At 39.8% G+C, this 17,040-nt stretch carries 11 protein-coding genes and 1 other annotated feature; of the genes, 2 read left to right on the top strand and 9 right to left on the bottom strand.

The genetic code is table 11. The features are described 5' to 3' along the window. Positions 1–14: 14 nt before the first annotated feature. The 4 genes from grpE to lepA all read right to left on the bottom strand — a co-directional run bounded on the left by grpE (position 15) and on the right by lepA (position 4,789). A complete protein-coding gene (gene grpE, locus BMY14_RS18000) occupies positions 15–635 on the bottom strand; it encodes a nucleotide exchange factor GrpE (protein ID WP_245741477.1) in 621 nt (206 codons plus the stop codon). Positions 636–720: 85 nt separating this feature from the next. Beyond that, entirely contained in the window at positions 721–1,746 is a 1,026-nt protein-coding gene (gene hrcA / locus BMY14_RS18005) for a heat-inducible transcriptional repressor HrcA (protein ID WP_091834970.1), read from the bottom strand. Positions 1,747–1,850: 104 nt separating this feature from the next. After that, positions 1,851–2,990, bottom strand: coding sequence for a radical SAM family heme chaperone HemW (gene hemW / locus BMY14_RS18010; RefSeq protein ID WP_091834973.1), 1,140 nt, complete (start codon positions 2,988–2,990; stop codon positions 1,851–1,853). A 2-nt stretch (positions 2,991–2,992) separates the two neighbouring features. Next, complete coding sequence (lepA, locus tag BMY14_RS18015) at positions 2,993–4,789, bottom strand: translation elongation factor 4 (protein ID WP_091834976.1); 1,797 nt, start codon at positions 4,787–4,789, stop codon at positions 2,993–2,995. 217 nt (positions 4,790–5,006) lie between these two features. Here lepA and rpsT point away from each other — a divergent pair, with 217 nt between their 5' ends. Next, positions 5,007–5,273, top strand: a complete 267-nt coding sequence (gene rpsT, locus BMY14_RS18020) for a 30S ribosomal protein S20 (protein ID WP_091834979.1) — start codon at positions 5,007–5,009, stop codon at positions 5,271–5,273. A gap of 128 nt (positions 5,274–5,401) precedes the next feature. Here rpsT and holA read toward each other — a convergent pair whose 3' ends face one another. From holA to ileS, 5 genes are all read right to left on the bottom strand, one after another. Continuing rightward, positions 5,402–6,430, bottom strand: coding sequence for a DNA polymerase III subunit delta (gene holA / locus BMY14_RS18025; RefSeq protein WP_091834982.1), 1,029 nt, complete (start codon positions 6,428–6,430; stop codon positions 5,402–5,404). Between the two features lie 102 nt (positions 6,431–6,532). Continuing rightward, positions 6,533–8,920: a DNA internalization-related competence protein ComEC/Rec2 gene (locus BMY14_RS18030; RefSeq protein WP_091834985.1), complete on the bottom strand. Its 2,388-nt coding sequence runs from the start codon at positions 8,918–8,920 to the stop codon at positions 6,533–6,535. After that, positions 8,917–9,492, bottom strand: coding sequence for a helix-hairpin-helix domain-containing protein (locus BMY14_RS18035; protein WP_091834988.1), 576 nt, complete (start codon positions 9,490–9,492; stop codon positions 8,917–8,919). Before BMY14_RS18035 ends, BMY14_RS18030 begins: the two co-directional genes overlap by 4 nt. 179 nt (positions 9,493–9,671) lie before the next feature. After that, entirely contained in the window at positions 9,672–12,149 is a 2,478-nt protein-coding gene (gene leuS, locus BMY14_RS18040) for a leucine--tRNA ligase (RefSeq protein WP_091834991.1), read from the bottom strand. Positions 12,150–12,218: 69 nt separating this feature from the next. After that, positions 12,219–12,407 (bottom strand) — a binding site (T-box leader). Between the two features lie 144 nt (positions 12,408–12,551). After that, positions 12,552–15,656 carry an isoleucine--tRNA ligase gene (gene ileS / locus BMY14_RS18045; protein ID WP_091834994.1) on the bottom strand — a complete coding sequence of 1,035 codons (3,105 nt, stop codon included), beginning with the start codon at positions 15,654–15,656 and terminating at the stop codon, positions 12,552–12,554. 526 nt (positions 15,657–16,182) lie between these two features. On the opposite strand from ileS, the gene lgt reads away from it, so the two are divergent. Further along, entirely contained in the window at positions 16,183–17,025 is an 843-nt protein-coding gene (gene lgt, locus BMY14_RS18050; RefSeq protein ID WP_091834997.1) for a prolipoprotein diacylglyceryl transferase, read from the top strand. Positions 17,026–17,040 lie beyond the last annotated feature (15 nt).

Here is a 17,040-nt window from a genome sequence, read left to right on the forward strand (position 1 = left end):
TTATTTATCTAAAATTAATTAGCAACTACCTTAACCATACTTGGTCTGATGACACGACCATGAACTGAATAACCTTTTTGCAGTTCTTCAGCAACAATGTCATCTTCTTTATCCGCATCTTCGACACGCATGATAGCCTGATGGAAATTCGGATCGAATTTTTCACCAATTGCTTTGATAGATTCTAATCCATTTTTTTCAAGTGCTGCAAAAAACTGTTTATATATCATAGAAACACCTTCACGAAGCGATGTCTCATCAGCAGTTTCTACGCTGATAGCGCGCTCCAAATTATCTAAAAGCGGCAGCAAATCTTTAATTAAGCCTTGAACTACAAAAGTTGACAACTCTTCTTTTTCTTGACGTGTACGGCGACGAAAATTATCGAAATCAGCCTGCAAACGTTTTACCCGATCTGCATTTTCCAAAACATCTTTTTGTTTTTGCTCTAATTCAGCTTTCAATGTTTCGATTTCACTATTCATTTCCGTAGTCACTTCATCAGCTGTCAATACTTCTTCTTCCTCAACCTGAGATTCCTGTTGGTCTTCTTTCTCGGCCTTATCAATTTCTTTTTTCATCTCATCCATAATTACAGCATCTTTTTTCTTCAGTTCTTCTTTGAGAAACGCCATCTTTAAAACCTCACCTCTTTTTATCAGTCAACTTAATTTACTGTGACTTCTCATTTATATCGTTTCTTTACAAAATGCCCCGTACTTACCAACCAAACTCTTGTAAAACCTGCGATAAATTCTCATTCATAAAATCAAGCAAAGCGATCGTCTTCCCATATTCCATACGAGTTGGCCCCAAAACCGCAATCGTACCTAAAAGCTCTCCATCCAAATGATAAGTTGCGCTAATAATACTGCAATCTTGAATGCCGCTGTATTTATTTTCATGACCAATCGAAACGCTCAATCCATGGTTTGTATTAGAATGTAATATATCACATAAGAGTTGTTCTTCTTCTAGCATCAATAAAATATTTTTGACTTTTTCAACATCACGAAACTCTGGTTGATTCAAAAGCTGCGTTGTACCACCTAAATAAATCCGTTCTTTTTTATCAACCATCAAAGCCTTATCAATCACATCCATCGCCGCATCAAATAAAGATGTATCCATGATATCATCTCTTATTTTACGCAAGGTAGCCGTTGTAATTGAATCCATCGTGTGTCCCATTAAATGTTTATTTATGACAAGGGCCATACGTTGAAAATCTTCAAACGCAGCACCAGATGGCACAAAAATAATTTTATTTTCAATAAACCCGGCATCTGTCATAATAACAACAATCACACGTTTTGCATCAAGCGGTAAAAATTGCAGACACCTAAAAGCCGCTTGTGATAACTGCGGTGCAAGCACCAGTGAAACATTTTTTGTCATTCTTGATATAAGTTTTGCAGTCTCTTGAAAAACTTCTTCAACCCGCTTTACTTTTGCCTTATACCAATTCCTGATCAGCGTAATTTCATTCTCCGTCATCGTCGTGGGAATCAATAAGTCATCGACATAAAAACGATACCCTTTTGACGATGGTATACGACCTGATGATGTATGAAGCTGTTCAATATAGCCGAGTAATTCCAAGTCGGCCATTTCATTGCGAATTGTCGCTGAGCTTACACCCAGATCATATTTGCGGGCAATTGTCCTAGAGCCAATAGGTTCTGCGGTGGAAATGTAATCATTAATAATTGCCTGGAGAATACGTTGTTTGCGTTCGTCAAGCATTTTCCCACCTCCTATTGTTAGCACTCTGAACTAGTGAGTGCTAATGTCTAATAAAAATGTACCACTCTTCCGACTAAATGTCAACATTGTAAATCATTTTTTTATCATGTATCCAAAAGAAATTCGGCAAAAACCTGATTACCATATTTCATTCCCAATGCAGTCAAATAAACAGATCTCGCATCGACTGTCAGCAATTTTTTCTCTTGCAAATTTTTGATGACATTACCATATACTGCAAAAATCGACCGGCCAAATTTTTCTGCAAATTTTCCACAATCAATTCCCCATTTTGTCCGCAAAGCCAAAAAGCAGAATTCTTCCATCAAAACAGTGCTTGTCATTTCCTCTTCCACCTCAGCTGCAACTTTACCACTGTTTACTGCCGCGATATAAGCTTTCACATCATGTGTATTGGCATAACGACGATCATTTATATAAGAATGTGCAGCGGCGCCAAGCCCAAGATAGGGCTGATCCTGCCAATACTTCAAATTATGCCGGCTATAACACTTGGCTTTTGCAAAATTTGAAATTTCATAGCGTTCATATCCGGCATTTGGCAGAGCTGACATAATTCGATCATACATCTGTTCCACAAGCTCTTCCGATGGAAGCTCCAATTGACCTTGCTTTTCTTTTGCGGCAAAAACGGTTCCTTCTTCTACAATTAACCCGTAAATTGAAATATGATCCACACCTAAATCCATCGCTATTTGCATACTTTTTTCGAGCATGGCTAAAGTCTGACCAGGCAGCCCATACATCAAATCAAGATTGATATTCGTAAATCCGGCTGCTTGTGCCAACAAAACAGACTGACTTGCTGCTTGTGCCGTATGAATTCTGCCAATTTTGACAAGTAAATTATCCTCAAAAGTCTGAACACCAAAACTGATACGATTGACACCTGCTGCCCTGAGACTTTCTAGTTGCTGCGGATTGACTGTACCCGGATTTGCTTCGATACTGCATTCCATAGTCTCATTAAAATGAAAAGCCTGCTTTAGCGAGGCGAGAATTTTGCGCAGCAAACCGTCGGACAATGTGGTGGGCGTACCGCCGCCAATATAAATTGTATCAACGACCGCACAAGGCAAAAGAGCGCCTTGCATAAGAATTTCCTTACACAAAGCGTCCGTATAAGCCTCTTTCAAATCTGCTATATTAGCAAAAGACGGGAAGTCACAATAAAAACATTTTTGCAAACAAAATGGTATGTGAACATATAATCCCAGCTTCATAGTCAATCAATCTTCAAAATCGCCATAAAAGCTTCCTGTGGAATTTCTACATTCCCCACAGACTTCATGCGTTTCTTTCCTTCTTTTTGTTTTTCCAATAGCTTGCGTTTACGCGTAATATCCCCGCCATAACATTTTGCCAGCACATCTTTGCGCATTGCTCGTACAGTTTCCCTAGCAATGACCTTGTTGCCGATCGCTGCCTGAATAGGAATTTCAAACATCTGCTGTGGAATAATTGCTTTGAGTTTTTCCGCTAGCTGCCGTCCGCGCTGCGTTGCTCGATCAACATGAACAATCGTTGACAAAGCATCAACAGGTTCGCCATTTAACAGAATATCCAATTTTACTAGTTTTGATGTTTGATAATCTGTAAGTTCATAATCGAGCGAAGCATAACCACGCGTTGACGATTTAAGACGATCAAAGTAATCATAAATAATTTCACTCAAAGGAATATGATATTTGATAAGTACACGATTGACATCCAGATAATCCATATTCTTAAATTCACCACGTTTATCTTGTGAAATTTCCATAACCGCACCAACATAATCATTTGGCACAATAATCGTTGCCTTCACAAATGGTTCTTCAATATGATCAATTTCCGTAAGTGGTGGCAGATTCGCCGGATTATCAATTTTTAGCAAATCACCATTGGTTTTATAAACATGATAAATTACACTCGGCGCTGTCGTAATAAGTTTTAAATTGTATTCTCGTTCAAGCCGTTCTTGAACAACATCCATATGCAAAAGCCCTAAAAATCCGCAGCGATAACCAAAACCAAGCGCCATCGATGTTTCCGGTTCAAATAATAAAGCCGCATCGTTTAATTGAAGTTTGTCGAGTGCATCCTTCAAATTATCATAATCTGAACTATCTACCGGGTATAAACCGCAATACACCATCGGATTGATGCCACGATACCCCGGCAATGCTTTTGCCACTGGATTGTCAGCATATGTTACCGTATCACCAACACGCACATCTTTTACATTTTTAAGACTGCCGGCAACGAAGCCAACCTCGCCGGCACTAAGTTCTCCGACATTGACTGGAGCTGGTCTAAAACAGCCCACATCCGTAACTTCAAAAACCTTATGCGTAGCCATCATCTTCAGCCTCATACCGGGTTTAATGCTGCCATCCATAACACGAATCAAGGCAATTACACCTTTATACGCATCAAAATAAGAATCGAAGATCAAAGCACTAAGCGGTTTGTCCCGATCTCCCGCTGGAGATGGAACTTTCGCTACAACCTGATCCAAAATTGCCTCAATGCCAATCCCTGCTTTTGCACTGGCAAGAACTGCATCGGATGTATCCAGTCCAATGATATCTTCAATTTCTGTTTTCACTTTTTCTGGATCGGCACTTGGCAAATCGATTTTATTAATGACTGGAAGAATTTCCAAATCATGTTCTAATGCCATATACACATTCGCCAAAGTCTGTGCCTCCACGCCTTGCGCTGCATCCACGACGAGCAAAGCCCCTTCGCAAGCAGCCAGGCTGCGTGAAACTTCATAAGTAAAATCAACATGCCCCGGTGTATCAATCAAATTAAGCTGATACATCTGTCCATCTTTGCCTTGATAATCAAGTCGTACAGTCTGTGCTTTAATCGTTATACCCCGTTCGCGTTCAAGATCCATGGTATCAAGAACTTGTGCTTCCATTTGACGTTTTGATAAAGTTCCTGTATATTCAATCAAACGATCCGCAATCGTTGATTTGCCATGATCAATATGAGCGATAATAGAAAAATTACGAATATTTTTAGTCTGCATTTTTTCCTCCTACGAGCTAATTACGAATACTATTTATAAGTATATCATTTTATCTAATCTCCCCGCAAGTAAATAGATAGCTTTTGGTAATTGCTGCGGTGCGTTGTTTTGAATCTAAATCAGCAGTACCCTCTTCTCTTTGGAAAAATAGGTCTTGATTTCCCAACGCCATCATGCTAGAATTGTTAGGTAACAAACCATTAAGGAGGTGAATCACTTGCCAAATATTAAATCATCTATTCGTAGTGTAAAATCTGACGCTGAACGTCGTGCCAGAAACTTTTCTGCTAAATCCGCTGTTAAAACTGCTTCCCGTAAATTAGTCGAAGCTATTGAAGCAGGCAATGCAGATGAAGCTAAGGCCCTCCTTATTACAGCTAGCAAAACGATCGACCAGGCTGCTGCTAACAACGTTTTCCATAAAAACGCTGCTGCTCGCAGAAAGTCACGTTTAGCTCGTAAACTTAACGCTTTAGCGAACTAATTTTACATGATGTGATAAAAAGCCTGTCCTAACGGACAGGCTTTCTTACGTTCACCAAAATTTTTCATAAAAAAGCCATCACTTACTTTTACTAAAATAAAAAGTAAGTGATGGCTTTTTTATATCGGTCACATACATAGCTCAATGACAATTTGATCCAAAAGAGCCACATTCGCTTGACCAGATTTTAATTTATAATCAGCCTCTGCCAAATTCAACAACGCTTTTTTTAAAACAGGCTCCGTAAACTTCAAACTTTTCATACCAACTTTTTCAGCAACAAAAGGAACCAGCCCCAGCGGTGCTGCCAATTGTTTGCCCTTATACCCTTTTGCCTGCAGCGTCTTCGCCTGCCAAAGCTGACGTGTATGACGCGTCAAAAGTGTCAATATCGCCAAAGGGTGAATCCCGCCCGCTAATTGCTCGGATAATAACATGATCGCCTTATTTATATTTTTATCACTAATGGCATCGAGCATCGAAAAAATCGATACTTCCGGAATACTCGATAAAACCTGCAATAAATCTTGCTTCGTAATAAACTGGCGATCGGTATAAAGAACCAGTTTATCCAGTTCCTGATCTAAAAACCCCAAAGAAATTTGATTCATCACTCCTGTGATTTCAAAAAAGTACGTATAGGCCTCACGATCAAACTGTTTATCGATTTCAATGAGTTTTTCCTGAAGCCAGTCTTTGATATTCCAGGCTCTAACAGCCTCTACCTCAGCGGCCAGACCAAACTTGACAATCGTTTTATAAATCTTACGACGTTTATCCGCTTTTTCCGGTGTTTCCAAAATCAAAACGCTGTAAGGCGGCATATTCTCTAACAGATGCATAAATTGCTCTTCCACTGGATTTGCCGATTCCTTTGTCTTTGCTGCTTTTTTCTTTTCCTTAAACAAAGTTGTACCACGAATCAAAATTACATTCTTGTCCGTAAAAAAAGGTGCGGATTCAATGAGATTCATCAATTCATGTAAATCAAGATCGCCATTAAATCGCTGCAAACCATCTCGGTTTCCATCTGGCAATAATTTTTTCAGCAAAGCTTGTTCTATTTTATCGATCAAATATGTTTCTTCACCTGAAATCAAATACACCGATTTCAGATCATTTTTTTTGATTGCTGTCATTGCTTCAGCATAATTCATTTATTTCTACACCTATCTATTCCATTTCGTTAGGAAATGCTGTTTTCTGTATCATATAATATTTTATCGCATTTGTAAAACCAAGCTGCCCCCTAAAACCAACTATTCAACACCCCGAAACGTCCTAACATCCAGCCGTTTGCCATCACTGGAAAAAACAATTGCACCGGCTTCATCCGTTCGCCAAAACCGAATATGATTCTGTGCTAAACGATCTAAAACCACCTGATCGGGATGACCAAACTTATTATCGGCCCCAACGGAAATGACACCGTAAGCTGGTTTAACTGCATCAAAGAAGTCTTGACTTGAAGATGTTTTTGAACCATGATGCCCGACTTTAAGCACAGTACTTTGCATAGCAGCAGACTTAGCTATCATCTGTTTTTCTTCTGCCTCTGTTAAATCTCCCGTAATCAAAAAGCTATGCTGGCCATAACTGATTTTTATAACATTGGAGACTTCATTGCCCGTGCCGCCCTGCACGGCATCCATCGCATGAACGATTTCCAGTTTTACATTATCTAAAAAAATAATTTGTCCTTCATACGCCGGAATCATCGCTCGGCCTCGCTCATTTTCCAGACCCATTTTAAATACCTGCGCATATTCCTGACGATTTTCGCGACCCGTTATAATATGATCGACCGGAATTTTACGCAAAATAGAGCCCGCCCCGCCCGCATGATCGACATGAACATGCGTCAAAATTAAATAATCGAGTTTTGTAACGCCATAATGGCGCAAATAAGGCAAATCGACTCTTGCGCCTATATCAAAATCACTATTTAATATACCGCCGGTATCAATCATAGCGGCTTTTCCGTGTGGTGACACAATAAGAATTGCATCCCCTTGTCCAACGTCAATAAAATGAACATATAGTGGCTGAGTCTTGCTGTATTGCCAAATAAAAAACGCGATGCCCAGAAAAGACAGCAAACAAAGCACCTGTCTATAATGCTGCCAATTCATTCGCTGACACATTTCTTTTACCTTGCCATATTGAACCCAGCCAGACAGACAGAGATAGTAAACGATACCACTTACAAAACCACCGGATGGTAAATAGATACTACCACCGGGAATACGTGCTATGAAGTTCGTGATTTCATAGGCAAAACCAATAGATAAACTGCAAAATGCAAATAGTAAACTTTGCGCTACAGGCAGCACCAAACCAAAAAGACCCGCAGCAAGTCCCAAAACAATCACATATTCTAAAATCGGTACCACCAGCAGATTTGCGAGCAGCGAGCTCACTGACACCGAATTAAAATACCAGGCTAAAAAAGGTAAAACCATAATTTGCGCTGCCATAGTAATAGACAAATTCGCCGCCAACCACTTTGGCAGAAAATCGAGTTTGCATTTTAGAAACGGTGCTAAATATAAAAGTCCGCCAGTCGCCGCAAACGATAATTGAAAGCTAATGTCATAGATGAGCTGTGGTTTTAGCAAAATCATCAAAAAACCTACTAAACTGAGTATCCGTCTGGCATCTGCTTCACGCTCAAATGCCAATGCGGCAAATGTCAATATTCCCATAACAGCAGCACGAACTGCCGGTGAAACACAGCCCGCCAGTACTGTATACGCTAAAATAACCAGTGTAACGAAAACTGCCAATAACGATGATTTTAAGCGTAAAACACGCCCCAACCAAACCAAAGTCCCAGCCAATAAGGTAATATGAGACCCCGATACGGATAAAATATGAATAATACCCGTTGCGGTAAAAGAATCTAAAAGTTCTGGTTTGATTCCATCATAGCCACCAAACAGCATTGCAAATAGAACGGCTGCATCTGCCTCGGACATTACATTTTTCATAGCTGCACGTAAATGATTGCGCAATTCATCCGCTTTACGCAAAAAAGGATGTACATTTGCTTCGGTAATTTTGACATCGCTTTTTCCTAAATTCAAACGAGCTGTAATGCCCTGTCGCCGGGCTGAGGCGACTATATCAATGATCCCGGGGTTCTGATAACCATGTAGTGCCTTAACAACGCCAGTTACCGTAATAACATCACCAATTCGGGCCACTGACTTTGTCACTGGTTGTGAAACATACACATACATACTTCCATCGGCAAAAACAGGAGCATTGTTTTTATCAACGGACTTCACTTCCATGACATAGCGAATTTTTTCACTGTCATCAATCCCCACAGTAATCCTGGGTGCCTCGGCAACAGCCCCTTGGATTTTAACAGACTCATTCATAAAATGACTAATATTATACGTTGATACCAGCGAAGCCTCGCTACACACTATAAATCCCAAACAATAAAACAACAAACATAATCCATAAATAGCAGATTCTTTGACCTTATAAAGCCCCCATATAGCGTAAAGCAATAGAATAACAAAAGCAACCGCAAAACACCAAACGGGCAGTATCAGCTTCCCTGCACAAAAAATGCCCAGCACAAAAAAAGCAATGAGCAAATTAATAAATATAAGCTGATTTTGACCTGTTTTCATAAAGACACCTTGTCTTTTAGTTTCTCAAACTTAGTTGCCCCCATACCATGGACTTTCTTTAAATCTTCAATAGCTTGAAAAGCACCGGAAGTTATCCGATATTCGATAATGCGCTGCGCCATTGCCGGTCCCACACCTGGCAGACGATCCAGTTCTTTTGCATCTGCCGTGTTTATATTGATAAGATTTGAAGAACTACCTGCAGGTGTTGCCGCTTTACTCTGCCCCTCATTTCCGGATGAATTGCCCGCCAGTTTTTCGGGTACCACAACCTGCATACCGTCTTTTAAAGCTTGAGCCATATTGATCTTCCCAGCATCAGCGCTCGCCAGCACACCTCCGCAGAGGTTCACCGCATCGACAACTCTTGCTTTTTCAGGCAGTGTTACCACCCCTGGCTTATTGACAGCACCAGACACATATACTGTAATTTCAGCTGCTGGCAAATCCTCCTTAGCTACTGCATCCAACGTAATAACTTTATCTTTTTCATAATAACCATACAAACTTCCACCAATGATCAGTATTGCCAAAACCAAAAACACCGCCATGGACCGTTTGTACATTGGCATGTAACATCCCCGCTTTCTCTAATTAACCCTTTCCTTTAAAATTATATATACTTCCTTCGTCATGAAATTTTAAAATCCTATATAAAAAGGATTTTTTCTAAAGACCTCGCAAAAATATCCGGAGCGACAAAAATACCGATTGATGGCAAAACTGCCATCAATCGGTATTTGATTATTCTTTATTTCACAACAATATTCACCAGTTTTTTCGGAACACAAATCACTTTCACAATCGTTTTCCCGGCAATATAATCTTGTACATGCGGCTTTGCTAGCGCAGCTTTTTCCAAGTCTTCACGACTTAAATCAGCCGCTACAACAAGTTTATCACGTACTTTGCCATTGACTTGCAAAACAATTTCGATTTCATCAAGGATGGTTGCTTTTTCATCATAAACAGGCCATTTGGCTTTATGTACACTGCCATCGGCGATGATAAGGCTCCAAAGTTCTTCCGTCATATGCGGCGCGAACGGAGCTAATAATTTAAGCAGATCAACAATCACTTCATAAATAAGACCAGCATTTAGGTCCTTTTTATCTTTGATATTATAAAAGGCATTAACGAGTTCCATAATGGAGCTGATTGCTGTATTAAAGTTAAACCGATCCCCAATATCTTCTGTCACCTTTTTAATCGTAACATGCAAAACGCGGCGCAGTTCTTTTTCGTCTTTCGCGAGAGCCGCTGTATCGTAATCTGAGACATTTTGTTTCATAACATCTTCAAATTCACTAATAATACGCCATACTCTTTTTAAGAAACGATATGCACCTTCAACGCCTTGATCATTCCATTCCAGATCACGTTCTGGCGGTGCCGCAAATAAAATAAAGAGACGCGCCGTATCGGCACCATATTTACTGATGATTTCTTCTGGTGATACGACATTGCCTTTCGATTTGCTCATTTTCGAACCATCTTTAATGACCATCCCCTGTGTCAGAAGATTTTTAAATGGTTCATTAAAATTAACCAGCCCGGCATCTTTCAAAACTTTTGTGAAAAAACGCGAATATAAAAGATGCAAGATAGCATGTTCGATTCCACCAATATATTGATCAACTGGCATCCAATAATTTACTTGTTCATCGCCAAATGGTGCTTTATCATTTTTAGGATCTGTATAACGCATGTAATACCAGGATGAACACATAAACGTATCCATTGTATCGGTTTCACGCCGTGCTTTACCGCCACATTTTGGGCAAGTGCAATTCACGAAATCTTCCGCCTGCGCAAGTGGTGAAACGGAACCTGCCGCAAAGTTCACATTCTCTGGTAATTTAACTGGTAAATCCTCTTTTGGCACTAAAACTTCGCCACATTTCGGACAATAAATAACCGGAATCGGTGCACCCCAATAACGCTGCCGTGAGATTAACCAATCGCGCAAACGATAATTAACACGTTTTTGGCCCACTTGTTGTGCTTCAATCCATTCAATAATAGCTGATTTTGCTTTTTCGCTATCCATTCCAGTAAATTCTCCTGAATTCACCAAAACACCAGCATCAACATAAGCATGATCCATGGATTCTAGCGTTAAGGTTCCTTCTGGATTATTGACAACCAGTTTTTTCGGGAGATTATACGTATCGGCAAACATCCAATCACGTTCATCATGTGTAGGTACGCCCATAACGGCACCTGTACCATATTCATAAAGAACATAATTCGTGATCCAGATTGGCACCCGTTCGCCATTAAACGGATTTACAGCATAAGCACCCGTGAACATACCTTCTTTGGCCGATTCACTCGATGTACGTTCCAATTCTGTCAGCTTACGAACCCGTTCCATAAAGCTGCGAATTTCAGCTTCATTTTCCCGGCCTTTAATTAGTTTTTCCACTAAAGGATGTTCTACTGCCAAAACTACATAGGTCACACCAAAAACGGTATGTGGACACGTCGTATATACAGGAATTTTCTCAGAAAAATCTGGTACATCAAAACTAAATTCAGCACCTTCACTGCGTCCAATCCAATTTTCCTGCATCGTTTTAACACGTTCCGGCCAGCCTTTCAGCTCTTTAAGATCTTCCAAAAGCACATCCGCGTAATCCGTAATTTTAAAAAACCATTGTGCTAAATCTTTTTTAATTACTTCAGAGTCACAACGCCAGCAATGACCGTCGATAACCTGTTCATTCGCCAACACTGTATTACATTCATTACACCAGTTAACTGATGCTTTTTTCTTATACGCCAGCCCTTTTTCATAAAACAATTCAAAAAACCATTGTGTCCAGCGATAGTACTCAGGACGGCAAGTCTCTACTTCACGATCCCAGTCATAGGAAAGGCCCATTTCACGCTGCTGGCGTTTCATGTTTTCAATATTTGAATACGTCCAGTCCGCCGGCTGCACGCCGTGTTTGATTGCTGCATTTTCCGCGGGCATCCCAAATGCATCAAAGCCCATTGGGTGAAGTACATTATATCCCTGCATTGCCTTATAACGCGCAATTACATCACCAATCGAATAATTGCGTACATGTCCCATATGTAAATTGCCCGATGGATACGGGAACATTTCTAATACATAATACTCCGGTTTACTACGGTCAAGTTCTGTTTTATAGGCATAATCATCAGCCCATTTTTTCTGCCATTTCTTTTCAATTCCTTGCGGGACATAACGTTCTTCCATGTTTTTTCCTCCTTAAAATTCAAACATGTGCTTACTGCATAAAAAAATAAACGTCCCTTGGCTTATAAAGCCAGGGACGAATTTATCGCGGTACCACCCTGATTGACGGTCTTGCCGTCCTCTCTTGATTTTAACGCAATCAACGGCAGCATGGCTGCACCTCCGCAGTGAGTTCAATCAGCCTATGTATTGGCTTGCAGCTGCCGCCAACTCTCTGACACATAGTCCTAATTTACTATTCTGTTTCCTCAGCTTTATAAATATACAAAGTTACACATCTTTTTCTAGCTATTACTGACTAACATTATAGCGTATAGAGTAATTGAAAGTCAAGATTCTACTGCATTTTCCTAATGAAAACAAGATCTCCGCCGAAACGAAGATCTTGTTTTTAAATTTAACTTATTGAATTCCTAATTCGACTTTTTCGCCATTAATATTCCATTCTTTCGTAAACCCGGCCAGGCTGCCTACATGGATTTCATTACCCAGAACAATATCTTTGATTGTCGCCATATTCGCCGTCATGAGTTTCGCAATTTTTTCATTGCCATTTACATAAACGTCGATACGGTCCATTACTTCAAATTTATTATCTTTACGCATCGTCTGCAATTTGCTAATTACTTCACGAACAAAACCTTCTTCAAGAAGTTCCTGACTCAATGTCGTTTCCAGTGCCACAATTACACCATTATAGCGATCCGATACATATCCTTCGGTCTGTGCCATCGAAACTTCCATATCTTCCGCCAGTAAAATCACTTCACCCGTTTTGAGAGTAAGCTTTAATTCACCCGTTTTATCGAGTTCTTCTTTGGCTTCATGACCATTGACGGTAACAAGAGCTGCTTTAATTTCGCCGATTTGTTTACCAACTTTTGGTCCCAGAACTTTAAATTGCGGTTTAAAACTATATGTTAAATATTCTTCCATATCGTCTTTAAACGTAACCGCTTTAACATTCAGTTCTTCTTCCACTATTTTTTTATAAAAGTCATTTAATTCAGCCGCAGCTTTTACGTACATATTGCCAATCGGCTGACGATTTTTGATATTTGCCGTATTTCTTGCTGAACGACCCAGTACCACAATTTCAAGTACAAGTTCCATATTTGTTTCCAGCTCTTTATCAATCCATTGTTCGTTGACAGTTGGGAAATCACAAAGATGGATGCTTTCCGGTGCGGCAGCATCAATGCCACAAACAAGATTTTGGTACATATCTTCGGTCATAAACGGAACCATTGGCGCAGCCGCTTTGGCTACCGTAACAAGTGCTGTATAAAGAGTCATATAGGCATTGATTTTATCTTGCGTAAGTTCTCTAGCCCAGAAACGTTCACGACTTCTTCTTACATACCAATTACTCATTTCATCAACAAAACCTTGCAGAACTTTTGCTGTTTCCGTTACTTTATAATTTGATAAATTATCATCTACTGTTTTAACCAATGTATTGAGACGCGATAAAAGCCATTTGTCCATAACCGATAATTTATCATAATCAAGTATATATTTACTTGCATCAAAATCATCAATATTGGCATATAAAACAAAAAATGCATAGGTATTCCACAGGGTGCCCATAAATTTACGCTGACCTTCCGTTACAGCTGCTTTATGAAAACGATTTGGCAGCCACGGAGCACTATTTTCATAGAAATACCAACGAATAGCATCTGCTCCATGTTCTTGGAGTGCATCAAACGGATCTACAGCATTGCCCTTTGATTTACTCATTTTTTGACCATTGGCATCTTGTACATGCCCTAAAACAATAACGTTTTTATAAGGCGCTGTATTAAATAATAACGTCGAAATAGCCAGCAGTGAATAAAACCAGCCACGAGTCTGATCAACGGCTTCCGAAATGAAATCCGCTGGGAAATTTTCTTTAAAGATATCTTGATTTTCAAACGGGTAATGCCACTGGGCAAACGGCATGGAACCAGAATCGAACCAACAGTCAATAACTTCCGGAACACGTTTCATTTGTTTGCCGCATGTTGGACACTTAATGGTTACATCATCAATAAACGGGCGATGCAATTCGATATCTGCTGGACAATTATCGGACATGGATTTCAGTTCTTCAATCGAACCGATCGAATGCTGCTTTCCACATTCACACTCCCAAACATTAAGTGGGGTACCCCAATACCGATTCCGACTGATTCCCCAATCCTGCAGGTTTTCGAGCCAATCACCAAAACGGCCTTTACCAATACTTTCTGGTATCCAGTTAACCGTATTATTATTGCGAATCAAATCTTCCTTAACATCTGTCATCTTGATGAACCAGGATTCTCTTGCATAATAAATGAGTGGTGTATCACATCTCCAACAATGTGGATAGCTATGTTCGAAATCTAAGACTTTAAATAAAAGTCCTTTCTCTTCCAATGCCTGCAAAATCAACGGATCGGCTTTTTTACAAAAAATACCTTCCCAATCCGTTTCTTTGGTCATTTCACCCTTGCCATCGACAAATTGAACAAACGGAAGATCATACTTGCGCCCGACTCTTGAATCATCTTCCCCAAAAGCTGGCGCCGTATGAACCACCCCTGTCCCATCACTTGTTGTAACATACGTATCGCAGGTTACAAAAAAAGCTTTTTTCGTAACATTGGCAAACGCAAACAATGGTTCATACTCTTTATATTCAAGATCTTTACCCTTAAACGTTTCGAGTACCTGATATTCACCATCAAGAACCGATTCTAATAAAGCTTCTGCCATATAATAAATTGTTTCATTGTTTTTTACTTTTACATACGTAATATCCGGATTCACACAAAGTGCCACATTTGACGGCAATGTCCAAGGTGTAGTCGTCCAGGCTAAAATATAGGCATCTTCACCTTTTACTTTAAATTTGGCAATCGCTGATTTTTCTTTCACATCTTTATAGCCCTGAGCAACTTCATGCGAAGAGAGCGGTGTACCACAGCGTGGACAATATGGTACGATTTTATACCCTTTATACAAAAGACCCTTTTCCCAAATCTGTTTAAGTGCCCACCATTCGGATTCAATAAACGTATTATCATAGGTTACATAAGGGTCATCCATATCCGCCCAAAAGCCAACGGTGCTGGAAAAATCCTCCCACATACCTTTATATTGCCAAACACTTTCTTTGCATTTTTTCACAAATGGTTCAATACCATATTTTTCAATCTGTTCTTTTCCATCGAGTCCCAGCTGTTTTTCAACTTCTAGTTCTACCGGCAGGCCATGTGTATCCCAGCCAGCTTTACGACGAATTTTGTGACCTTTCATAGTCTGAAAACGAGGAATCATATCTTTGATAACCCGTGTCAAAACATGACCAATATGCGGTTTTCCGTTCGCTGTAGGCGGTCCATCATAAAACGTGAATGCTGGTGAACCTTCACGCTGTTCAATACTTTTTTTAAAGATATCTTTTTCTTTCCAGAAATGTTCAATGTTTTTTTCACGATCAACAAAGTTAAGATTTGTTTCTACTTTCTTATACAAGGCATTCCCTCCCTAAAAATAAAGCTTTCATCCTGTATATACAGGATGAAAGCTTTCGGTAAACTAAAAAAACTCCCACCCCAAAACAGGATGAAAGCCGAGCTGTCATTATACCACCTATTTCACATACAATCATATGCAACCCATATAACGGTGGGTCCCGGCACAGCCTACTTGTAATTTCTTTCAGCCTGCAATTCCAGAGTGATGTTCCGCTTTAAACGACTCATACCGACCTCACACTATCGCCGGCTCGCTTGAATTTTAGTTCAAAGCCTACTGTCTCTATCAACATTATTATGATATTTGATGTACTGTCTATTATCGTATCACATGGACTTAAAAATATCAAACAAAATCGCAATAAACTTTACCGAAAGAAAGGACTGTAAAATTGCTTATTTTCACTATATCTCTTATAATAATAAAATGAAACTTTTCTACACGATAGTATCGATTATACATATAAACTACTTACTATATTTACGTAACCAACACGAAGTTTTAAAAGGAGGTTTTTTTCTTTATGCATCAATATTTATTTTTCATTGGTGATTTTCCAATTCGCGCCTATGGACTTGTTTTAAGCCTCAGTATTATTTTGGCAACGGGGGTTGCTTATTTTCTCGCAAAACAAGATGGGCGCTGGCACAATCACATTGCCGATCTCGGCATATATTGTGGTCTGGGCGGCATCCTGGGTGCAAGGCTTTGGGATGTTTTTTTCTTTGACTGGAGCTACTACCAAAATCATCTAACGGAAATTTTCAATGTCTGGCAAGGCGGCATGGCAATTCAAGGTGGTGTTCTTTTAGGTTCAATTGTCGGAATCATCTATACAAAGCGCCATAAAATCGATACCTGGGCTATGGCCGATATTATGGCACCAGCTATTATTTTAGGACAAGCCCTGGGCCGCATTGCAAATCTATTAAATGGTGACGCTTTTGGTGCACCAACCGGCACTGCATTTGGTATCATCTACCCGGTAACCACCCTTGCCTATCAAACCTATGGAAACCAGCCTTTATGGCCAGCGGAAGTATGGGAAGGGCAGCTTGATATCGTAATTTTTGCTTTGCTCTTAATTTTCCGTTCCAGCAAGCATGCTAAAGGGCAAGCTTTTATTTTATATACCATGCTCTATTCTATCGCGCGTTTTTTCCTGGAATATCTGCGCGGTGATTATAACAATCTTGTTTTCGGACTGTTTAAATCCGCTCAGATGACAAGCCTGCTGGTTTTTCTAGTTGGCTTTATATTATTTATCTATGTTGGCTGGCAAGAAAAAAAAACTTCACCCGCACTTGCTGCGATTGATAAAAATAAGCCAAAGAAAAAAATTAGGACAAACACAAAATCCAGTTAATAAAAGGTATATATG

Origin of the sequence: Propionispira arboris (genome assembly GCF_900109225.1) — a bacterium.
Taxonomy (GTDB): domain Bacteria; phylum Bacillota; class Negativicutes; order Selenomonadales; family Selenomonadaceae; genus Propionispira; species Propionispira arboris.